Here is a 20,907-nt window from a genome sequence, read left to right as displayed (position 1 = left end):
CGAGTGAGACCGGCGACCGACGGCGGTAATGCCGTGGCTCCGGTACCCGACGTCAGCACATTGCCGCTCGCGCCGCGCAACCCGCTGTCGATCCGGCAGCTGGCGAATGCGGTGCGGGACCTCGACACCGGGCAGGAGTTGATCCGTGCCGCGGGCGGGCCCGTCACGCGGGTACAACTCGGGCCCAAGTGGCTCGTGCCGCCGTTGGTGGCGGTGTTCTCGCCTGAGGGCATCCGCGACGTGCTGGGCCGTAACGACGCGTTCGCCGAGCGGTGCATCGTGCACGACGAGGTGCGCCACGCCGCAGGGGACAGCCTCTTCGTGCTGCCCAACGAACAGTGGCGGCCCCGCAAACGTGCGCTGCAGCCGGTGTTCACCAAGCAGAACGTGCGGGCCTTCGGCGGCCACATGTCCGGGGCGGCGCAGACCGCCGTCGACAGCTGGGCGGACGGCGGCGACATCGACCTGGACGCCGAATGTCGCCGGGTGACCATGCAGTCGCTGGGCCGTTCGGTGCTCGGCATCGACCTCAACGAACGCGCCGGCGTCATCGTCGAACATATGCATGTCGCCTCTTCGTATGCCACGGACCGTGCATTGCGCCCGGTCCGGGCGCCGCGGTGGCTGCCCACGCCCGCACGCAAGCGGGCCAGGGCCGCCGTGGCGGCCATGCGAGGTGTCGCGGCGGAGATCCTGCACGCTTGCCGTGTCGATGAGACCCATGACGCGCCGCTGGTGCGGGCGCTGATGGCCGCGACGGACCCGGAGACCGGGCTGGCGATCTCCGACGAGGACATCTGCAACGACCTGTTGATCTTCATGCTGGCCGGTCACGACACGACCGCGACGGCACTCACGTACGCGCTGTGGGCGCTGGGACACCATCAGGAGATCCAGGACCGCGTGGCCGCCGAGGCCGCTGTGCTGGGCGACCGTGAGCTGACCCCGGCCGACGTGCCGAGCCTGCGCTACACCGTGCAGGTGCTCGACGAGGCGTTACGGATGTGCCCGCCGGCTGCCGGTGTGGGCCGGCTGGCGCTTCAGGACATGGCGGTCGGCGGGTACCGCATCGAGGCGGGCAGCCTCGTGGCGCTGGGCATCTACGCGGTGCACCACGACCCCGAGGTGTGGCCGAACCCGCAGGTCTTCGACCCGGACCGGTTCAGCCCGGAGAACTCGCTGGGGCGTGACCGCTGGCATTTCATCCCGTTCGCGGGTGGTTCGCGGTCGTGCATCGGTGAGCATTTCGCCAGGCTGGAGACGACGCTTGCGCTGGCCACCATCATCCGGTCGGTCGAGGTCGTGTCGATAGACGCGGACTTTCCCGTCGACGTGCCGTTCACGACCGTCGCACGGGGTCCGATCAGGGCCCGCGTACGCGCCCGCAAGCCGAACCACTACACCCTGTAGTTGACGAGGTTGCGGCGACTGGGACACTGGTGGCCATGCGTGCACATTCTGCGCAGACCCAGCGCTCGGCCCAACTGTTCGCCGACGCCTGCGCCGTCATTCCCGGTGGAGTGAACTCGCCGGTCCGTGCCTTCAACTCGGTGGGCGGCACTCCGAGGTTCATCACGTCGGCCAACGGCTACTGGCTGACCGATGCCGACGGCAACCGCTACGTCGACCTCGTGTGTTCGTGGGGGCCGATGCTGCTCGGCCACGCCCACCCGGCCGTGGTCGAGGCGGTGCAGAAGGTGGCCGTCGACGGGCTGAGCTTCGGTGCCCCGACGCCGTCGGAGACCGAACTCGCCGCCGAGATCATCGACCGCGTGGCCCCCGTGGAGATGCTGCGACTGGTCAACTCGGGCACCGAGGCCACGATGAGCGCGATCCGGCTGGCCCGCGGCTACACCGGGCGAGCCAAGATCATCAAGTTCTCCGGCTGCTACCACGGCCACAGTGACGCGCTGCTGGCCGACGCCGGCTCGGGTGTTGCGACCCTCGGTCTGCCGTCGTCGCCGGGCGTCACGGGCGCGGCCGCGGCGGACACGATCGTGCTGCCGTACAACAACGTGGCCGCCGTCGAAGAGGTCTTCGGCCGGTTCGGCGACGAAATCGCCTGTGTCATCAGCGAAGCCAGCCCCGGCAACATGGGCACGGTGCCTCCGCTGCCCGGTTTCAACGCCGCGCTGCGCCGCATCACCGCCGAGCACGGGGCGCTGTTGATCCTCGACGAGGTGATGACGGGCTTCCGGGTCAGCCGATCAGGTTGGTACGGGCTCGATCCCGTCGAAGCCGATCTGCTGACGTTCGGCAAGGTCATGAGCGGCGGCCTGCCCGCGGCGGCGTTCGGCGGCAGCGCCGAGGTCATGGGCCGCCTGGCGCCGCTGGGTCCCGTCTACCAGGCGGGCACCCTGTCGGGTAACCCGGTGGCGATGGCCGCCGGGCTCGCGACGTTGCGCAACGCCGACGACGCGGCCTACGCACGGGTCGACACCAATGCCGACCGGTTGGCCGATCTGCTCACCGGCGCGTTGACCGAGGCGAGTGTGGCCCACCGCGTCCAGCGCGCCGGGAACATGCTCAGCGTGTTCTTCACCGACGAGCCGGTCAACGACTTCGCCGCGGCCAAGGCCACCGAAACCTGGCGGTTCCCGGCGTTCTTCCACGCGCTGCTGGAAGCCGGGGTCTACCCGCCGTGCAGCGCCTTCGAAACCTGGTTCGTCTCAGCGGCTTTGGACGACGACGCGTTCTCACGTATCGCCGACGCGCTGCCCGCGGCCGCGCGTGCCGCAGCGGAGGCCACGGCGTGACCGAGAGCGCGGTGCCTGTCAGAACGACAGTGCACGTGATGCGGCACGGCGAGGTGCACAACCCCGAGAAGGTGCTCTACGGCCGGCTGCCCGATTACCACTTGTCCGAGCGCGGGCGTGCGCAGGCGCAGGCCACCGCGGACTGGCTGGCCGACCACGACATCGTCTACGTGGTGGCCTCTCCGCTGGAGCGGGCGCAGGAGACGGCAGCGCCGATCGCCGAAGCCCACGGTCTGTCGATCGACACCGACGACGACCTCATCGAGTCGTGGAACACGTTCGAGGGCAAGCGCGTATCGCCTGGTGACGGTGCCCTGCGTGACCCCCGGAACTGGCCGCTGCTGCGTAATCCGAGCAAGCCGTCGTGGGGTGAGCCGTACGCCGAGATCGCCCCGCGCATGATGGCCGCGCTGCACCGGGCGCGGCTCAAGGCGGCCGGCCACGAAGCCGTGTGTGTGAGCCATCAGCTTCCGGTCGAGACACTGCGGCGCGCGATGATCGGGCGCAAGCTGGCTCATCTGCCGTTGCCGCACAGCCGGTTGTGCAATCTGGCATCCGTCACGTCGTTCACGTTCGACGGCGACCGCCTGATCCGGTGGGGTTACACGGAGCCCTGGGGAATTTGATGCGTGGGTTTGTCGCCCGGGCGTGCATCGGGGTGTTGGCAGCGCTGCTGGCGCTGCTGACCGGATGCTCGACGGGTGACGACGCGGTCGCCCAGGGCGGCACGTTCGAGTTCGTCGCGCCGGGCGGTAAGACCGACATCTTCTACGATCCGCCCGAAAAGCGCGGTCGCCCAGGGGCATTGACGGGCCCGGATCTGCTGGACCCGACGAAGACCATCTCGCTCGACGATTTTGCGGGCAAGGTGGTCGTGATCAATGTGTGGGGACAATGGTGTGGTCCGTGCCGCACCGAGATCACCGAGCTGCAACAGGTCTATGAGGCAACCCGGTCGGCCGGCGTCGCATTCCTGGGAATCGATGTCCGCGACAACAACCGCGAGGCCGCCGTCGATTTCGTCACCGACCGCAAGGTGACATTCCCGTCGATCTACGACCCGCCGATGCGCACCATGATCGCGTTCGGCGGCAAGTACCCGACGACGGTGATCCCGTCGACCGTCGTGCTGGATCGTCAGCACCGCGTCGCGGCGGTGTTCCTGCGCGAGCTGCTGGCCGAGGATCTGCAACCGTTGGTTCTGCGGCTCGCCGCCGAGCCGGCCGAGGCGCCTGCCCCGCAGGAGTCGCAGCCATGACCGGATTCGCCGAGATCGCCGCGGCCGGGCCGGTATTGCTGGCCCTCGCCGTGAGCGTGCTGGCCGGCCTGGTGTCCTTCGCGTCGCCGTGTGTGGTGCCGCTCGTCCCCGGCTACCTGTCGTATCTCGCGGCAGTCGTCGGTGTCGCCGAGGACCAACCCGGCCAGGTGGCCGTCAAGACCGCCCGGCTGCGGGTGGCCGGGGCGGCTGCCCTGTTCGTCGCGGGGTTCACGGTCGTCTTCCTGCTCGGCGCCGTCGCGGTGCTCGGGATGACCACCACGCTGATCGCCAATCAGCTTCTGCTGCAACGCATCGGCGGCATCGTCACGATCGTCATGGGGCTCGTCTTCGTCGGCTTCATCCCGGCGCTGCAACGCCAGGCCCGGTTCACGCCACGGCAATTGTCGACCGTCGCGGGCGCCCCGCTGCTCGGTGCGGTGTTCGCGCTCGGCTGGACGCCGTGCCTCGGCCCCACGCTGACGGGCGTGATCGCGGTCGCCTCGGCGACCGACGGTTCCACCGTCGCGCGTGGTGTGGCGCTGGTGCTGGCCTACTGCCTCGGGCTGGGCATACCGTTCGTGCTGCTGGCGCTGGGCTCGGCCCGCGCCGTGCAGGGGCTGGGCTGGCTGCGCCGCCACACCAGGAACATCCAGATCTTCGGCGGCGTCCTGCTGATCCTCGTCGGCACGGCGCTGGTGACCGGCCTGTGGAACGAGTTCGTGTCCTGGGTGCGCGACGCGTTCGTGTCCGACGTCAGGTTGCCGATATGACCGACGTCTCCCAGCGAACAGACACGCAGGTACCCGAAAAACGGCGCCCCGGGGTACACAAGCGTCTGTTCGCGTTGATCCGGAACACCTGGCGCACGCTCACGTCGATGGGCACCGCGTTGGTGCTGCTGTTCCTGCTCGCCCTCGCGGCCATCCCGGGTGCGCTGCTGCCGCAGCGCAGCCTCAACGAATCCAAGGTCGACGAGTATCTCGCCGCGCATCCGACCATGGGCCCATGGCTGGACCGGCTGCAGGCCTTCGACGTGTTCTCGAGCTTCTGGTTCACCGCGATCTATGTGCTGCTGTTCATCTCGCTCGTCGGCTGCCTGACGCCGCGGCTCATCGAGCACGTCCGCAGCCTGCGGGCCGTTCCGGTCGCGGCGCCGCGCAACCTGCGCCGCCTGCCCAAACACCACGCCGAGCAGGTCGACGGCGACCCGGCAGAGCTCGCGCAGACCATGACACGGCGGCTCAAAGGCTGGCGCACCGTCACCCGCCGACAAGACGAGGTCACCGAAATCTCGGCGGAGAAGGGCTACCTGCGCGAGTTCGGCAACATCGTCTTCCACTTCTCGCTCCTCGGTCTGCTGGTCGCGGTCGCCGCGGGCAAGCTGTTCGGCTACGAGGGCAACGTCATCGTGATCGCCGACGGCGGCCCGGGTTTCTGTACGGCATCGCCGGCCGCGTTCGACTCGTTCCGGGCGGGCAACACCGTCGACGGCACCTCGCTGAACCCGATGTGTTTGCGCGTCAACAACTTCGAAGCGGACTATCTGCCATCCGGCCAGGCGCTGTCGTTCGCCGCCGACATCGACTACCAGGCCGGCGACGATCTGACCAACAACACGTGGCGGCCCTACCGGCTCGAGGTCAACCACCCCCTCCGCATCGGCGGTGACCGGGTCTACCTGCAGGGCCGCGGCTATGCGCCGTCGTTCACCGTCACCTTCCCGGACGGCCAGACCCGCAGCCAGACGATCCAGTGGCGGCCCGAGGAACAGATCACGTTCCTGTCGTCGGGCGTCGTGCGCATCGACCCGCCCGCAGGCACCTACCCCGACCCCGACGAGCGTCGCAGGAACCAGATCGCGATCCAGGGCCTGTTCGCGCCCACCAAGCAACTCGACGGCACCCTGCTGTCGTCTAGCTTCCCGGCCCTCAACGACCCCGCCGTCGCGGTCGACATCTACCGCGGCGACACCGGCCTGGACACCGGCCGCCCGCAGTCCCTGTTCTCCCTCGACCCCCGGCTGATCGGCCAGAACCGGCTCACCAAAGTGGCCCGGGTCAACCTCGAGGAAGGCCAGGAAACCCGGCTCGACGACGGCACGACCGTCCGCTTCGACGAGGCCAAGCCCTTCGTGAACCTGCAGGTGTCCCACGACCCCGCACAGATCTGGGTGCTGGTGTTCGCGCTGTCGATGATGGCCGGGCTGTTGGTGTCGTTGGTGGTGCGCAGACGCCGAGTCTGGGTTCGGATCGAGCCCGGCGGGGCGGGTACCGTGAGCGTCGAGTTCGGCGGGCTGGCCCGCACCGACAACTCCGGATGGGGTGACGAGTTCGAGCGGTTGACCGAGCGGCTCTTGGAGGGCTGTGAGGTGCCGGCCAAGGAGAAGGCGGATCAGTGAATACCGAGCACATCGACATAGGGCTGGCCAGATACTCCGACTGGGCGTTCACCTCGTCGGTTCTGGTTCTGGTGGGCGGCCTGCTACTGCTGGCGGTCGAGTTGGCCTACAGCCGCAGCCGTCGCGTGGAAACGCGTGAACTCGTCGGCGCGACCGTCGGAGCCGACAGTGCCACCCCCGGCGTCGTTCTCGACGAGCCCAAGCGGTCATTCGACGAGCGCATCGGCAAAACCGGCTTGGCGCTGACCTATGTCGGGATCGGCCTGCTGCTCGTGTGCATCGTGTTGCGCGGCCTGGCGACCTCACGCGTGCCGTGGGGCAACATGTACGAGTTCATCAACCTCACGTGCTTCTGCGGGCTGGTCGCGGCCGCCGTGGTGCTGCGCCGCCCGCAGTACCGCACTCTGTGGGTGTTCGTCCTTCTGCCGGTGCTGATCCTGCTGACCGTGTCGGGCCGCTGGCTCTATACGCACGCCGCTCCGGTGATGCCCGCGCTGCAGTCCTACTGGCTGCCGATCCACGTGTCGGTGGTCAGCCTCGGGTCGGGGGTGTTCCTGGTCGCCGGTGTCGCGAGCATCCTGTTCCTCGTCAAGATGTCGCCGCTGGCCGAGCGCGACAACGGCTTCGGCCGGGTCATCCAACGGTTGCCCGACGCCCAGACGCTGGACCGCATCGCGTACCGCACCACGATCTTCGCGTTCCCGGTGTTCGGCTTCGGCGTGATCTTCGGCGCCATCTGGGCCGAGGAAGCGTGGGGACGCTATTGGGGCTGGGACCCCAAGGAGACGGTGTCGTTCATCGCGTGGGTGGTCTACGCCGCCTATCTGCACGCCCGCTCGACCGCGGGCTGGCGTGATCGCAAGGCTGCCTGGATCAATGTCGTGGGCTTCGTCGCGATGGTCTTCAACCTGTTCTTCATCAACCTGGTCACCGTCGGCCTTCATTCGTACGCCGGGGTCGGTTAGGGCTCGGTCCGCGAGGCGTCTGGGCAGGTGCCCCTGTGCCCGCCTGCTAGCGACATAGTCGCGGAAACCGCCTCACCGGCCCCCTGGGCATCGGCAGCCTCACACGTCAAATCCCGTGGCCCCCTTCAGCCTCTGCTGTCGCAGGGACCTCGGCAGTTACGTGCCCGGCTGCGCGCGACATTGTCGCTGTGAAGACCGCGCAACGATTCGTTGCCTCAACTGCGGATGCCCGGATGTTCGAACACGTTTGCGTTCGTAGCGTGATGGCGGTTTCAACACCGGTTGTCCGCCATCGCGCTTCCCAAGGGCGGCGTCGTCACGTTGATCCGGCAGCTATGCAGCGGAACGCGAGCCGCGTTGCCCTGGAAGAATCTGATTCAGCGACATTGTCGCTGCAAGCCGGGCACGCCGAATCGCGTGACCCAAGTGGCCAGAGGGCCGTGAGTGTCCGCTGTTACTCGCGGCGTGATGCCTGAGTGAATTATGTTGCCCAGGAGGCGCTTTCAGCGACTTTGTCGCTGTTAGGCGGGCCGCACGGCACCTGCTTCCTCGTCCGCGCAGGCCTCGCGCACCTGTCGGTACCACGTGGCATCGTGGCCCCATGCCGGACAAATACCTGCTCAGAGGTACCGAATTGCGGTACGTGCTGACCATCCAACTGCTTCAGCATGGGCCTCAATCGGTGGCCGATCTGGTCGAGGCGCTCCGCGAGCAAGGCTTCACCACCAAGGGCAGGCCGTCGAAGACGGTCTCTGACGCTTTGCGGTGGGAGATCGAGCACGGCCGCGTCTACCGGATTCGGTATGGCAAGTACCGGTCGGCGTCGATGCCGCGCTCCACCGAGTACCGGATCGGCAAGCGGGTTCTGGCGCTGCGCGAGTCCGCAGCCCAGCTCAGCGCCAGCAATGCCGATCCGTTCTGGGACGCGCTGGGCGCGTGATGCGGACCGCCCGGAAGTACGTCGGGTGACTGCGCGCCCCGACACGGTGGCGCGCTATGGTCAGGCCCGAGGGTTGTCCGAGCAGAGGGGATTTCGTGTCCGAGTCATCCGAGCACCCGGTGGACGAGTCGACGACCGGACCGGAAACCTCGCCCGCCGAGCCGGCCATCGACGACCAGCCCGTCGCCGAAGCGCCTGCAATCGAACAGCCCGCCGTCCCGTCGGTGTTCGCCCCGGTACCGGGCTTCCGTGGTCAGCAGCGGTTCAGCGATCCCGCCAAGGCCGGTGTCTCGACGCCGTTGCCCGCGGAGTGGACAGCTCCGACACCGCCGCAGGGTATCCCGGTGATCACCCCGCCGCCCGCGCCAACCGCATCACCCGCGCCAACCGCACCACCGGCGTCGCCGATGCCCGCCGCTGGTGACTTCGCCACGCCCTATCGCGACCTCTCCACCACCGCACTGCTGGGTCCGCGCAAGGCTCCGCCGTCGGCCGGCTGGCGGAAATGGCTGTATCTCGCGTCGTTCAAGCAAATCAACGTCGGGGAGAGCCCGAAGGTCACTCACCGCAACAGCCTGATCGCGGAGGTCAGTCAGCCGCTGCAGGGTTGCTACCGAATCGCGCTGCTGTCACTCAAGGGTGGCGTCGGCAAGACGACCATCACCGCGACGCTCGGTGCGACGTTCGCGTCGATTCGCGGCGACCGCGTCGTCGCGGTGGACGCCAACCCGGACCGCGGCACGCTGAGCCAGAAGGTGCCGTTGGAGACCGCCGCCACCGTGCGGCACCTGCTGCGCGACGCCGAAGGTATCGAGCGGTACAGCGACGTCCGCGCATACACGTCGCAGGGGCCGAGCCGTCTGGAGGTACTTGCCTCCGAGAGCGACCCGGCGGTGTCGGAGGCGTTCAGCTCCGAGGATTATCTGCACGCCCTTGAGGTACTGGAGCGGTTCTACAGCCTGGTGCTCACCGACTGTGGCACCGGCTTGATGCATTCGGCGATGTCGGCGGTGCTGTCCAAGGCCGATGTGTTGGTGGTGATCAGCTCGGGGTCGGTCGACGGAGCACGCAGCGCCTCAGCAACTCTCGACTGGCTCGACGCGCACGGACATCAGGACCTCGTGCGTAACTCGATCGCGGTGATCAACGCGGTGCGGCCACGGTCGGGCAAGGTCGATTTGGCGAAGGTCGTGGATCACTTCTCGAGGCGTTGCCGCGCGGTCCGTCTGGTGCCTTTCGACCCGCACCTCGAAGAAGGCGCGGAAATCAGCCTGGATCGGCTCGAGCCCAAGACACGTGAAGCGCTCATCGAGTTGGCCGCCGTTGTGGCCAGCGACTTCGGCGGGGCGCGCCGGTCCGCCGGCCCGCGCGGTTAGGCCGCGCTAGGGCCGCGGGTTGTTGTCGCCGTGCCCGAGCCGCCGCAAGAAGTCGGGGTCGTCGTCGGGACCGATGACGCGCGTGCGCGGCTGGTTGCCCGCAACGCGTGCCAGCCGCCAGCCGACGTAGACCAGGCAGGCCACCGCAAGAATAAGGAGCAGGTACGCCACTCGAAACCTCCTTGCTCCGAATATACGCGTCGTCGGTAGGCTCGGGTGGGTGTCAGCAAGTCGTCCCGCTTCCCGCATGATTGCCGATGTGCTGGCCTACCTGGTGGCCAGGCTCGTACTCGTGGCGGTGCTGGCCGCAGTGATTTTCGGGGTAGGGCAGCTGTTCATCGAGGACTTCCCGCTCGTGGTGGCGTTGTTGTTCGCTCTGGTGATCGCTCTGCCGTTGGGCATCTGGTTGTTCCGGCCGCTGCGCGAGCGGGCCACCGCCTCGATCGCGGTGTTCGACGAACGCAGGCGCAAGGATCGTGAACAACTGCAGGCCCGGTTGCGCGGCGACGAGCCGCCCGCGCAGCAGTGAGAGAGGCGTTCGGCGCGGAATTCGCGGGCGCCGAAGGTTTTCTGAATTCACCGACCTATGGGCTGCCGCCGCAGTTTCTCGTCGACGCGCTCCACCGGTGCATCGCCGACTGGCAAGCCGGAACGATGGACGCCGCGTCGTTCGATGAACCGGTTCGACGCGGGCGGGCCGGCTACGCGGCGCTGGCCGGAGTTCCTGTCGAGTCGGTGACGTTCGCAGGCAACGTGTCGGCCGCGCTGGGACTGGTGGCCGCAGCGGTGCCCGACGGCAGTCGCGTCGCGGTACTCAAAGGGGAATTCACCAGCACCACTTTCCCGTTCGCCGCGCAATCGGCTCGCGGCGTGACCGTCACCGAGCTCGCGCCCGACGAACTCGTCGGCAGCGCCGCCGAATACGACGTGATCGCGGTCAGTCTCGTGCAGTCGGCCACCGGGGCCGTGCTGGATTCGGCGGCATTGCGCGCCGCGGTCACGGGCACCGACACCCTCACTGTGGTCGATGTCACGCAGGCGGTCGGCTGGAAAAACTTGGACATGGCGTGGGCCGACGTCACGGTCGCGGGCGTGTACAAATGGCTGCTCGCCCCGCGCGGTGCGGCATGGATGTCGTTGAGCGACAGAGTCGCGACCCGCATGACTCCGCATGCCGCAAACTGGTACGCGGGTGAAGATCCATGGCAATCCATCTACGGTCTGCCGTTGCGGCTGGCGCCCGACGCCCGCCGGTTCGACGCGTCGCCGGCGTGGTTCCCGATGCTCGGCGCGGGCCTGACGCTGCCGTGGCTGGCTTCGCTGGACCCGGCGGTGCTCGAGTCGCACACAGTGGGCCTGGCGAACCGGCTGCGGGCCGAGATCGGCTTGCCGCAGCATGATTCGGCGATCGTGTCCCTACCTGTGACGGATGCCGCAGAACGCTTGCAGCGCGCCGGTATTCGGGCCGCCGTACGAGCGGGCGCGGTCCGCGTGGGCTTTCACCTGTACAACACCGAAGACGATCTCGAGCGGCTGCTCGACGCGTTGGGGGATAACCGGTAATCGGCATTGGGTGCCAGCGTTGAGGCTTTTGGCCGCGTGGAGCGCGAGGCTGGAGTTGCTCGAATTGAGCTGGCCGACAAAGGAGTAGTGCTGATCATGAGTAACCGGACACGTATTTCGACGGTGCTGGCCCTCGGCGCGGGTGCGCTGGCCATCGCCGTCGCCCCCGCCGCGCAAGCCGCACCGAGCGGGCCGACCTGTACCTCGGCGGTCACCTCGACGCTGTGCCAGTCCAACGGCAACGCGCAGTTCACCGCGACCCCACCGGCCGTCGATTATCAGGCTCAATACCCGTTCTTCGGCGAATACGGTCTGATCTTCCACCACGGTGGCGATCACCGCTGACACCGTGGGGCTAACCACAATTGAGCGGGATCCGGGCGGTGAGCGTGGTGCCGGAGCCGGACGGGCTGGAGATCGTCAGCTGCCCGGACAGCGCTTCGACGCGGTCCTTGAGGCCGATGAGCCCCGATCCGGATCCCGCGGTGGCGCCGCCGATTCCGTCATCGCGGATCGCCAGGTGCAAGGCGTCATCGGTGACGCGGGCAGTGACATCGATGACGGTGGCGCGGGCATGTTTGGCGGCGTTGGTGAGTGCCTCGGCCACGACGTAATAGGCTGCCACACCCACGAACTCGGGTACCGGAGCGCCGAGGTCGAGATGAACGTCGACCGCGACGGGGCAGCGCCGGGCCAGGGATCGGATCGCGGGTCCCAGACCGCCCTTCGACAAGATCGCCGGGTGAATCCCGCGGGAGAACTCCTGCAGTTCGTCGGATAGCGCAGACAGCCCGGCGGCGAGGCGATTGAGTTGTGCCCGCAGTTCGACCTGCTCCGCCGGCACCGATGCCTCGACCGCGCGCAGCGCAAGGCCCAGCGAGATCACCCGCTGTTGGGCCCCGTCGTGCAGGTCGCGCTCGAACCGACGCCGCGCCGCATCGGCGGCATTGACGATCCTGGCGCGCGACGCGGTCAAGGCGGCACGCGTCCGGGCATTTGTCATGGCGGTGCCGACCAGATCGGCGAAGTCACCGACGCGGACCTCGGTGTCGGGTCCGAACGCGGCGGGTTCGGCTGCTCCGACACACAATGCCCCGCCCACCAGCCCGTCGACCATGATCGGGGCGCCTACCGCGGACCGGATGCCGATGTCGCGGATTCGAGCCGCGGTTGCTCCAGTTTGCTTGGCGTAGTCGTCGACGCGGGCCGGCAGCCCGGTCGCGGCGATGACAGCGGGGATGCTGTCGCCGTCGAGCGGCAAGCGTTCTCCGATGGTCAGTTTCGGCACACCGTGGGGATCGCGCGAAGCCAGAACCAGTGCGGACCCGTCACCGGGGTACAGCAGCAGCGAAACGTGATCCATGCGCAGCCCGGCGGCGAGCTCGTCGACCGCGGCCGGGTACACCTCGTCGGGCGCCGCCCCTAGCGCCACCAGGGTCGCGACTCGGCGGAGCGCGGCCTGCTGTTCGGCCAGCGCACTCACTTCGGCGTGGCTGACGGCGATGAGGTGCTGTGCCTCACGGGCGGTGGCTGCCGCGAGGTCGGCTTCGCGTCTGCGCTCCTCGGCCTCGGCGGCACGCAGCCGCGCCTGCCCGACGAGCACGTTCGTCAGCAGCGCCACCGGCACAAAGATCGCGATGGCCGCGATATCGCGCGGGTGCGTCGGAAGCAGCCCTCCGTGGGTCTCCATGTGGAACCGCACGTACACCAGCGCGCTGGCCACCGACGTCGCCAGGGCCAGGCGCAGGCCCCACCCCGCGGACACCACGAGCACGGCGAGCAGGAACACCGCGCCGAACGTGCTTTCGGGCGCCACCCGGCGCAAGAGGTAGACCAGTACCGTCTCGGCCGCGATCAACACCACCGCGACGACAATGCCGACGCTCACCGGCGGAGCCGTCGGACGCAGCACCAGGCCGAGCAGGCGCGTGCCCACAGACCGCCGGCGCGGGCCGGGCGGTGGCGGAACAGCACGGGTGTCACTCATCTGACCTCTATGAACGATTCACACCGGCCGATCATGCCCACTGTCCCGGCAAATTCCGGCTAGCGGTAATGAAACGGCGTCCTGTCACTGACACCCTGGAGACATGAGTGGCTTCCGGAGGCGACGTGCGCTGCCTCATCGTCGATGACAGCGCCAATTTCCGGACCGCCGCAAGCGCCATGCTCGGGCGCGGCGGCGTCGATGTCGTCGGCGCCGCCTCCAACAGCGACGAGGCGTTGCGTATGTGTCGCGAGCTTCAACCCGACGTCGTTCTGGTCGATGTCGCACTCGGCCCGGAGAGCGGATTCGACTTGGCCGACGAGCTCGACGGCAGCGCGCTGCCGACGCCGCCTGCGGTGATCCTGATCTCGACATACGCCGAACAGGATCTGCACGAGATGATCGCGTGCAGCCCGGCCGTCGGATTCGTTCCGAAGTTCGCGCTGTCGGTCGCGGCGATCGAGTACCTGTTGGCGCGGTGTTGACCTGAAGCCCTGCCAGGTTTGTGAATCCTGCTAGGAAACAACGGGTTCGGAGTTGAAGTCGTCTCGAACCCGGCCGGCGTGGTCCGCCGAGACACGTGTTTGTGCGAGAAATGTCGGCCCAAGGCGCCCATTTTGTTCCGCGACGACGTCGATCGGGGCCATGATCGGCACACGACCGGCAGGCGGCGACGGCGCCGCTGATCTGAAGGGGAGCAGAATGGGAAACAACGCCAGCGCATCATTCACCACGCCGACGGCCGCCAAGCTGGGCGTCGCACTTGGCGCAATGGTGTTGGTACTGGCCGGTTGTGGTGGTCAGCGCAGCGACGACAACGGGGCCGCCGCGTCGGAGCCGACATCGTGTGAGGTCACCACGGATGCCCGGCTCAGTATCGCGACCGGCAACACCACGGGCGTCTACTACACCCTCGGCGGCGCCTATGCCGAAGCGATCAGTCAGCAGACCGACGGCAAACTCAAGGCGACCGCAGCCGAGACGTCGGCTTCGCTGCAGAACATTCAGCAACTCGTCGCGGGCACGCATCAGATCGCGTTCTCGCTCGCCGACACTGCCGCCGATGCCGTCAACGGCACGGCGTCCTTCACCGAGAAGCAGCCGATCGCCGCGCTCACCCGCTTGTATCCCAACTACACCCAGGTCATCGCCCGCACCGACGCCGGCATCAACACGATCGCCGACATGCGCGGCAAGCGTGTCTCCACCGGGGCGCCCAACTCGGGCACCGAGGTGATCGCCAATCGCATGCTCGAGGCGGCCGGTCTCAACCCGGCCGGCGACGTCGCCGCGCAGCGCACCGAACTCGGCAAGACCGTCGAGGGCATGAAAGACGGCTCCATCGACGCGATGTTCTGGTCCGGCGGCCTGCCCACCAGTGGCATCACCGACCTGTTCGTCAGCCGCCGCGACCAGGTGAAGTTCATCGACGTCACCGACACGCTGCCCAAGCTTCAGGAGATCAACTCGATCTACGAGCAGGGCGTGATCCCGGCCAGCACCTATCAGACTCCGGCGGACGTGTCGACCGTCGTGGTGCCCAATGTGCTTCTGGTCAAAGACGATATGGACGGCAACACCGCGTGTGTGCTGACCAAGGCGCTGTTCGAGCACAAGGACGATCTGGTCAAGGCCAACAAGGCCGCCGACAACATCGCGCTCGACACCGCTCGTGAGACCAGCCCGGTGCCGTTGCATCCGGGAGCCCAGAAGGCGCTCGACGAGCTCGGTGCGACAAATTGACCGTGGCAGAACGGGATACGCGGGAACCTGACGTCACGGCGTCGGCGGCATACGAGGACGAGAAGCCGGCCCGGCGGTTGACCGGTTGGGTCGGGCACGCCGTGGCCGCGGGCTGCGTGCTGCTCGGACTGTTCGCGGCCGTGCAGGTGTTCTTCCCACTCGCGCAGGGCAACCAGTTCTCGCTGATCGTGTTCCTGGCGGCGGTGCTGCCACTGACGTTGCTGTGTTACCGCTCGGGGGTGCGGCTGCGTCGGCGGTCGCGCGATGACGCGGCACCGCAGGACCAGTCCGACAACCCGACGCCGGTGGACTGGTTGCTTGCCGCGGTGGCGTTGGTGGCCTGCCTGTATCCGGTGTTGCCGTTCGAGATCGCCGGTGCCGGCGGGGGTTTCGATGAGTTCCTGAGCAGGCAGGGCACCCCCGCCGCGCTCGACGTGATTGTCGGGTCGATCGTGTTGCTGCTCGTGCTGGAGGCGTGCCGGCGCACCACCGGGGCCGCACTGCCGATCGTGTGTCTGCTCGCGCTCGCCTACGCCTACTACGGGGGATATCTGCCGCAGGGCGCGGCGATCGCCCACGCAGGCGTCGACTGGGACCAGATCATCAGTGCGTCGTTCATCCAGGCAACCGGCATCTATGGGGTGCCGCTGGACGTCGCGGCCACCTACATCGTGCTGTTCACCATCTACGGTGCGGTGCTCGACGCGTCGGGGGCCAGCAAGTTCTTCATCGACCTGTCGTTCGCCGCGTTCCGCCGATCGCGAGCCGCCCCGGGCCGCACCGTCACGCTGGCCGGGTTTCTCCTGGGCAGTGTGTCCGGGTCGGGCACCGCGACCACCGTCAGCCTCGGCTCGGTGTGCTGGCCGGTGCTGCAGAAGGCCGGCTACCCGAAGGAGAACGCGGGCGGCATGCTGGCCGCCGCGGGCATCGGCGCAATCCTGTCGCCGCCGACCCTCGGCGCGGCGGCGTTCATCATCGCCGAGTACCTCGGGGTGTCCTACCTGACCGTGCTGCTGTGGGCCGTGGTGCCGACGATCCTCTACTACCTCGGCATCCTGCTCGCCGTCGAGATCGACGCGCGGCGCTACGGTACGCGCGATGTCGAGGTCAGTGCCGCATCGAGCCTGCGTCTACTCGGCAGATTCGGTTACCACCTGATCTCGCTCGTGCTGATCGTGGTGTTCCTCGCGATGGACATCTCGGCGGTCCGTGCCGTCGTGTACGCGACGCTGATCCAGATCGTGTTGTCGTATCTGGATCGCGAACACCGGCTCACCCCGGCCCGGCTGTACACGGCGCTGGCGACGGGGGTGCGGGGCGTGCTCTCGGTCGCGGCCGTGTGCGCTGCCGCCGGCGTCATCGCGGCGATGATCACGCGCACCGGCCTCGGCCTGCAGCTGAACTCGATCCTCGTCAACACCGCCCGATTCATCAGTGAAAACCCAACGACGGTACTGATTTTCACGGCCCTGTTCGCCGCCGTTGCGGTGTCGATCCTCGGTCTGGCCGTGCCGGTGACGGCGTCGTTCGTCATCAGCTGGGTCATCGTCGGCCCGGCGCTGCAGGATCTCGGTGTCGCCGCGCCCGCCGCGGCGATGTTCGTCTTCTATTTCGCGGTGCTGTCCGAGGTGACGCCGCCGACCGCGCTCGCCGCCGTCGCGGCATCGGCGATCACCGGCGGCCGGGTGATCGCCACGATGATGCAGACCTGGAAGTACACGCTGCCCGCGTTCTTGGTGCCGTTCGCGTTCGTGCTGACCGACAACGGTGAGGGGCTACTCGGGTTGCGGTCGTTCGGTGACATGGTGTGGACCGGGGCGGTCGCCGCGCTGGCCGTTGCCGCGCTCGCGGTGTTGACGGGCGGGTGGATGATCCGGCAGGCCGGGTGGCCCGAGCGGATCCTGTGTGCGCCGGCGGCGGCGCTGCTGCTCTACCTGCATCCGGTGACGATCGCAGTGGGAGCGGGGCTCCTGGTCGTGGCGCTGATCCTGCACCTCGTGTTGCGGCGTGCTAGCGCGCTTCCAGATACGTGATCACCGCGCGCACCCGGCGGTGATCGTCGGCCTCTTCGTTCAGATTCAGCTTGGTCAGGATGCTGCGGACATGCTTTTCCACGGTGCCCTCGGTGACCCACAGGCGGCGCGCGATGCCGGCGTTCGACCGGCCCTCGGCCATCAGCACCAGCACTTCGTGCTCGCGGGCGCTCAGCGCGGCCAACGGGTCGTCGCGGCGCCGGGCCGACACGAGCTCGGACACCAGGGCCGGGTCCACCACCGACGCGCCCTTGGCGATCCGCTCGAGGGTCTCCACGAAATCGCCGACGTCGGTGACGCGTGTCTTGAGCAGGTAGCCGATGCCGTGGCCGCTGGCGAGCAGTTCGGTCGCGTGCTCGACTTCGACGTGGGCCGAGAGCACCAGGATTCCGGTGTCGGGCGACTCGGTGCGGATGACCTTGGCCGCGTCGAGGCCCTCAGTGGTGTGCGTGGGGGGCATCCGGATGTCCACGACCGCGAGTTGCGGTGCATGATCACGCACCAGCGCAAGCAGTTCCGTCGCGTCGGCCGCCTGCCCGACGACCTCGAACCCAGATCGGTCGAGCAGGCTGGCAAGCCCTTCACGCAGAAGTACGTCGTCGTCGGCAACGACGACTCGCAGCGCACTCATCACGGTCCTTCCCGCGCCGGTTCGCCCGGTTTATCCCAGGCCGACCCATCATTCCGCATCTGCGTAAAAAACGGCGAGTGAGGGCGGTTGGGTCGGTGCAGCAGGCTCCGTTCCCTCGCGAGCAGACGCGTGGGTACCCGAAAAACGTCGTCTGCGGGTACCCACGCGTCTGCTCGGCAGGGCGACTGATCATCCGCTGTCAAGGTTTCTTGACACGCGAGGTACGTTGACAACGTGAGTGAAATCGATGCACTGATCACCGACGGGGTCAGCAGCTCGGATCCCGCCGTCGGATTACGCGCGGTGCGGGCGCTGCAGCGGTTGCAGGAGCGGTTGGAGGCCATCCACGTCGCGAATGCCCGCGAACAGGGCTGGAGCTGGCAGGCGATCGCCGATGCGCTCGAGGTCAGCCGCCAGGCCGTGCATCAGAAACACAACCGGAGGAAGTGACATGTTCGAACGGTTCAGCCGGCACGCCCGTGTCGCCGTGGTGCTGGCGCAAGAGGAGGCCCGCGAGCTCGCGGCCAACGACATCCGGCCCGAGCACATCCTGGTCGGCGTGCTGCAGAGCTCAGGTCGCGAATTGTCGGCATTGCTGGCCGGATTCGGGCTCACGGCCGATGTCGTGCGCGGGAAGTTGGTCGCCGCCGACGCACCCGGTGACGAGTCCTTCGATGCCGACGCGGAGGCGCTGCGCTCGATCGGGATCGACCTGCGGGCGGTGCGCGACAACATCAATCAGACGTTCGGGGCCGATGCGTTCGACAATGCGCTGCGCCGGTCCGGGCGCCGCAGTCGCCGTCGCGGGCACATCCCGTTCACCAAGCCCGCCAAGAAAGTTCTTGAGCTCGCGCTCCGGGAAGCGTTGGTGCACAAGGACAATGTCATCGGATGCGAGCACATCCTGCTCGGCATTCTCCGCGGCGGAGACGATTACACCGTCAGCCTGGTGACCGAACACGTCAGCGCGGAGGATTTGCGTGCCGGCATCGTCGATCTGCTCGACAAGGCTGCCTAGTTACTTTCCCGGCGAGCAGACGCGTGGGTACCCCGAAACCTTGTATTTCGGGTACCCACGCGTCTGCTCGCGAGGTGTTAACTTGCTCGTGCCCGGTCCAGCTGTTGCATGACGCCTCGTACCAGCTCTTCTGGATGTCGGCGAATGTCGTCGACCACGGCTGGAATAGTGGTCCAGCCACATTCCTGTAGCCGCGCGGTCTTGAGCCGGTCATGTTTGAATGCGAGCGGGTCGGCGTGCCATTCCACGCTGTCGTACTCCGCCGCGACTTTCGCGTCCGGCCAAGCGAAATCGACCCGCCAACGTCTGCCGCCGCGATCGATGATCTCGTACTGCAGTTCCGGCATCGGCACGCTCCAGTCGATGAACACCAGGCGCATTTCACTCTCCATCGGGGACTCCGCCCTGCCATCAGCATGAGGCAGCAGATCACGCGCTGCGACAATGCCTCTGCGCCCTTTCTGCTCACGGATCGCGTCATCCAATTCAGCGGCGGTGCAGGCGCCGACGCGCAATGCTGCGTCCAACGTTGCCAGTGCGCGCGGCCTCGGCAGCGCACGTGCGACCTCTACAGCTGTCCACGCCGGTGAGGTCGCGAGCCGGCCTGCCACGCGTTGCAACGGTGCTTCGACGCGCTGATGCACCATCAGGCGCTCGTCCGGTCGGATCCGGACGCCCGGGTCGAGGATGTGAAGGCGCTCGTCTCGCTCGGTGTCGAAACCATAGAGTGCTGCCGCCGTGCCCATGCAGGCCACGATCGAAGTCGACGTCAGCAGGTCCAATGCCGCGAGTCGCTCGAACGAGCCGGGCGGCTGCTGTGCATAGACGCCGCGGCAGACCTTGAACAAGGTTGCTGACCGTACCCGCGACGCGAGGACCTTGCGGGTCATGACCGCCCTCAACTGCGCCGTGGTCGCCACCCCGCCGTTGGCGGCGAATATCTCGTCGAGCAACACGAGTTCGATGGTGGCGTGCCGACCCGCCGGAAAATAAGTAGGCAATCGCAATCTGTGGATAACTGCTGAAACTCACTCCGCCAGCAGACGCGTCAGTACCCCAAAACGGTGGATTTCGGGTACCCGCGCGTCTGCTCGCGCTAGAAGCCGCCAGCCACCCCGAGTGCCACACCCACCGCAACGGCCCACACCAACATCGTCAGCCCGGTGTCGCGCAGCACGGGAATCAGCGCCGCGCCGCCGAGGCCCGTGCGCACCGGCCGGATCGCCCGCAGCGCAAGAGGCAGAGCCAGCAGGCCGACTGCACACCACGGGGTCGCGGCGATCAGCACCAACGTCAGCACGAAGGCAATTGCCATCAGCACCTGGAACAACACCCTGGTGCGGGCGTCGCCGAGGCGTACCGCGAGCGTGATCTTGCCGGATTGCGCGTCGGTGGGGATGTCGCGCAGGTTGTTGGCCACGAGGACCGCCGACGACAGCGAACCCATGACCACCGCGGCCACCACGCCGACCCAGTCGATGCGCAGCGCCTGCGTGTACTGCGTACCCAGTACCGCGACCAGGCCGAAGAAGATGAACACCGCGACCTCGCCGAGACCCAGATACCCGTAGGGCTTCTTGCCTCCGGTGTACAACCAGGCTCCCGCGATGCACACCGCCCCGACGACGATCAGCCATGGCGCGCTCACCGCGGCCAGCACGAGGCCGGCCACGGCGCCGACGCCCAGGCTCAGTAGCGCGGCGGTCAACACCGCGCGCGGTGACGCCAACCGCGAGCCGACCAGCCGCAACGGCCCCGACCGCACGTCGTCGGTGCCGCGGATGCCGTCGGAGTAGTCGTTGGCGTAGTTGACGCCGACGATCAATGCCAGCGCGACCACCAGTGCCAGCAACGCCTTCCACCACACCGCCGCGCCCAGCCAGGCGGCCGCGCCGGTCCCGGCTATCACCGGCGATATCGCGTTGGGCAATGTGCGTGGACGGGCTCCCTCGATCCACTGCGCGAAACTGGCCACGCCGCCATCGTATGAGCCGGGGTATGAGCCGACCTACACTGAGCCTCATGAAGGACCAGCTCAGCAAGACCGAGATCGGTAAAGATGTGCTGCAGGAGTCCGTCGAGGCGGTGGCCTCGACGGTGGGGGAGGTCGCCACGATCATCACCACCGCGGTGAAGGACGTGGCGTCGGCAATCGGTGGTCTGGCGACGGATGTCTTCGAAATCCGGGACAGCGCCCGAAAAGCCCGTGAGGCGCAACTCGAGGACGAGACCGAATAAC

General features: G+C 67.7%; 23 protein-coding genes. 18 read left to right on the top strand and 5 right to left on the bottom strand.

Features of this window, described 5'->3' with window-relative positions; all coding sequences use genetic code 11:
• Window positions 1-3: 3 nt before the first annotated feature.
• From ACOI2T_RS31055 to ACOI2T_RS31015, 9 genes are all read left to right on the top strand, one after another.
• Window positions 4-1,410 carry a cytochrome P450 gene (locus ACOI2T_RS31055; protein WP_409502315.1) on the top strand — a complete coding sequence of 469 codons (1,407 nt, stop codon included), beginning with the start codon at window positions 4-6 and terminating at the stop codon, window positions 1,408-1,410.
• Window positions 1,411-1,445: 35 nt separating this feature from the next.
• Window positions 1,446-2,756, top strand: a complete 1,311-nt coding sequence (gene hemL / locus ACOI2T_RS31050) for a glutamate-1-semialdehyde 2,1-aminomutase (protein ID WP_409502314.1) — start codon at window positions 1,446-1,448, stop codon at window positions 2,754-2,756.
• 38 nt (window positions 2,757-2,794) lie between these two features.
• Window positions 2,795-3,382, top strand: coding sequence for a histidine phosphatase family protein (locus ACOI2T_RS31045; protein ID WP_409502379.1), 588 nt, complete (start codon window positions 2,795-2,797; stop codon window positions 3,380-3,382).
• Window positions 3,382-4,014, top strand: a complete 633-nt coding sequence (locus tag ACOI2T_RS31040) for a TlpA disulfide reductase family protein (protein WP_409502313.1) — start codon at window positions 3,382-3,384, stop codon at window positions 4,012-4,014. The genes ACOI2T_RS31045 and ACOI2T_RS31040 overlap by 1 nt, the downstream gene beginning before the upstream one ends.
• The gene (locus ACOI2T_RS31035; RefSeq protein WP_409502312.1) at window positions 4,011-4,784 is read left to right on the top strand and encodes a cytochrome c biogenesis CcdA family protein; all 774 of its coding nucleotides are present in this window, start codon (window positions 4,011-4,013) and stop codon (window positions 4,782-4,784) included. Before ACOI2T_RS31040 ends, ACOI2T_RS31035 begins: the two co-directional genes overlap by 4 nt.
• Entirely contained in the window at window positions 4,781-6,412 is a 1,632-nt protein-coding gene (gene resB / locus ACOI2T_RS31030) for a cytochrome c biogenesis protein ResB (protein WP_409502311.1), read from the top strand. The genes ACOI2T_RS31035 and resB overlap by 4 nt, the downstream gene beginning before the upstream one ends.
• Window positions 6,409-7,377 carry a c-type cytochrome biogenesis protein CcsB gene (ccsB, locus tag ACOI2T_RS31025; RefSeq protein WP_067849068.1) on the top strand — a complete coding sequence of 323 codons (969 nt, stop codon included), beginning with the start codon at window positions 6,409-6,411 and terminating at the stop codon, window positions 7,375-7,377. The genes resB and ccsB overlap by 4 nt, the downstream gene beginning before the upstream one ends.
• 601 nt (window positions 7,378-7,978) lie before the next feature.
• Window positions 7,979-8,317 (top strand): hypothetical protein, encoded by a 339-nt coding sequence (locus tag ACOI2T_RS31020; RefSeq protein ID WP_409502310.1) that lies wholly within the window; start codon window positions 7,979-7,981, stop codon window positions 8,315-8,317.
• 95 nt (window positions 8,318-8,412) lie between these two features.
• Window positions 8,413-9,693, top strand: coding sequence for a MinD/ParA family ATP-binding protein (locus tag ACOI2T_RS31015; RefSeq protein WP_409502309.1), 1,281 nt, complete (start codon window positions 8,413-8,415; stop codon window positions 9,691-9,693).
• Window positions 9,694-9,699: 6 nt separating this feature from the next.
• Here ACOI2T_RS31015 and ACOI2T_RS31010 read toward each other — a convergent pair whose 3' ends face one another.
• Window positions 9,700-9,864, bottom strand: coding sequence for a hypothetical protein (locus ACOI2T_RS31010; protein WP_110883654.1), 165 nt, complete (start codon window positions 9,862-9,864; stop codon window positions 9,700-9,702).
• A 76-nt stretch (window positions 9,865-9,940) separates the two neighbouring features.
• On the opposite strand from ACOI2T_RS31010, the gene ACOI2T_RS31005 reads away from it, so the two are divergent.
• The 3 genes from ACOI2T_RS31005 (at window position 9,941) to ACOI2T_RS30995 (ending at window position 11,601) form a co-directional block, all read left to right on the top strand.
• Window positions 9,941-10,222 carry a DUF4229 domain-containing protein gene (locus ACOI2T_RS31005; protein WP_085147551.1) on the top strand — a complete coding sequence of 94 codons (282 nt, stop codon included), beginning with the start codon at window positions 9,941-9,943 and terminating at the stop codon, window positions 10,220-10,222.
• Window positions 10,219-11,256 carry an aminotransferase class V-fold PLP-dependent enzyme gene (locus tag ACOI2T_RS31000; protein WP_409502308.1) on the top strand — a complete coding sequence of 346 codons (1,038 nt, stop codon included), beginning with the start codon at window positions 10,219-10,221 and terminating at the stop codon, window positions 11,254-11,256. Before ACOI2T_RS31005 ends, ACOI2T_RS31000 begins: the two co-directional genes overlap by 4 nt.
• A gap of 96 nt (window positions 11,257-11,352) precedes the next feature.
• A complete protein-coding gene (locus ACOI2T_RS30995) occupies window positions 11,353-11,601 on the top strand; it encodes a keratin associated protein (RefSeq protein ID WP_085147813.1) in 249 nt (82 codons plus the stop codon).
• A gap of 10 nt (window positions 11,602-11,611) precedes the next feature.
• Here ACOI2T_RS30995 and ACOI2T_RS30990 read toward each other — a convergent pair whose 3' ends face one another.
• Window positions 11,612-13,243 carry a GAF domain-containing sensor histidine kinase gene (locus tag ACOI2T_RS30990; RefSeq protein ID WP_409502307.1) on the bottom strand — a complete coding sequence of 544 codons (1,632 nt, stop codon included), beginning with the start codon at window positions 13,241-13,243 and terminating at the stop codon, window positions 11,612-11,614.
• 125 nt (window positions 13,244-13,368) lie between these two features.
• On the opposite strand from ACOI2T_RS30990, the gene ACOI2T_RS30985 reads away from it, so the two are divergent.
• The 3 genes from ACOI2T_RS30985 (at window position 13,369) to ACOI2T_RS30975 (ending at window position 17,019) form a co-directional block, all read left to right on the top strand.
• Window positions 13,369-13,728: a LytR/AlgR family response regulator transcription factor gene (locus ACOI2T_RS30985; RefSeq protein ID WP_067849054.1), complete on the top strand. Its 360-nt coding sequence runs from the start codon at window positions 13,369-13,371 to the stop codon at window positions 13,726-13,728.
• A 217-nt stretch (window positions 13,729-13,945) separates the two neighbouring features.
• Window positions 13,946-14,986, top strand: coding sequence for a TAXI family TRAP transporter solute-binding subunit (locus ACOI2T_RS30980; protein ID WP_409502306.1), 1,041 nt, complete (start codon window positions 13,946-13,948; stop codon window positions 14,984-14,986).
• A complete protein-coding gene (locus tag ACOI2T_RS30975) occupies window positions 14,983-17,019 on the top strand; it encodes a TRAP transporter permease (protein ID WP_409502305.1) in 2,037 nt (678 codons plus the stop codon). The genes ACOI2T_RS30980 and ACOI2T_RS30975 overlap by 4 nt, the downstream gene beginning before the upstream one ends.
• Here ACOI2T_RS30975 and ACOI2T_RS30970 read toward each other — a convergent pair.
• On the bottom strand, window positions 16,997-17,650 hold the full coding sequence (locus ACOI2T_RS30970; protein WP_067849049.1) for a response regulator: 654 nt from the start codon (window positions 17,648-17,650) through the stop codon (window positions 16,997-16,999). The genes ACOI2T_RS30975 and ACOI2T_RS30970 overlap by 23 nt on opposite strands.
• A 234-nt stretch (window positions 17,651-17,884) precedes the next feature.
• On the opposite strand from ACOI2T_RS30970, the gene ACOI2T_RS30965 reads away from it, so the two are divergent.
• Both ACOI2T_RS30965 and ACOI2T_RS30960 read left to right on the top strand, forming a co-directional pair.
• The gene (locus ACOI2T_RS30965) at window positions 17,885-18,100 is read left to right on the top strand and encodes a helix-turn-helix domain-containing protein (protein ID WP_067849046.1); all 216 of its coding nucleotides are present in this window, start codon (window positions 17,885-17,887) and stop codon (window positions 18,098-18,100) included.
• A 1-nt stretch (window position 18,101) separates the two neighbouring features.
• Complete coding sequence (locus ACOI2T_RS30960; RefSeq protein ID WP_085147543.1) at window positions 18,102-18,668, top strand: Clp protease N-terminal domain-containing protein; 567 nt, start codon at window positions 18,102-18,104, stop codon at window positions 18,666-18,668.
• 77 nt (window positions 18,669-18,745) lie between these two features.
• On the opposite strand, the gene ACOI2T_RS30955 is transcribed toward ACOI2T_RS30960, so the two are convergent.
• Both ACOI2T_RS30955 and ACOI2T_RS30950 read right to left on the bottom strand, forming a co-directional pair.
• Window positions 18,746-19,558 carry a type IV toxin-antitoxin system AbiEi family antitoxin gene (locus ACOI2T_RS30955; RefSeq protein WP_409502378.1) on the bottom strand — a complete coding sequence of 271 codons (813 nt, stop codon included), beginning with the start codon at window positions 19,556-19,558 and terminating at the stop codon, window positions 18,746-18,748.
• A 206-nt stretch (window positions 19,559-19,764) separates the two neighbouring features.
• The gene (locus tag ACOI2T_RS30950; protein WP_067849039.1) at window positions 19,765-20,643 is read right to left on the bottom strand and encodes a 1,4-dihydroxy-2-naphthoate polyprenyltransferase; all 879 of its coding nucleotides are present in this window, start codon (window positions 20,641-20,643) and stop codon (window positions 19,765-19,767) included.
• Window positions 20,644-20,690: 47 nt separating this feature from the next.
• Between ACOI2T_RS30950 and ACOI2T_RS30945 the strand changes: the two genes are divergently transcribed.
• Window positions 20,691-20,906, top strand: coding sequence for a hypothetical protein (locus ACOI2T_RS30945; RefSeq protein ID WP_067849036.1), 216 nt, complete (start codon window positions 20,691-20,693; stop codon window positions 20,904-20,906).
• The last annotated feature ends 1 nt before the right edge of the window (window position 20,907 follow it).

Origin of the sequence: Mycolicibacterium wolinskyi str. Jessa 2025, from assembly GCF_049241375.1 — a bacterium.
Lineage (GTDB): Bacteria > Actinomycetota > Actinomycetes > Mycobacteriales > Mycobacteriaceae > Mycobacterium > Mycobacterium wolinskyi.
Note: the sequence above shows the minus strand (reverse complement) of the source record. Positions and strands in the feature narration are given on the sequence as shown.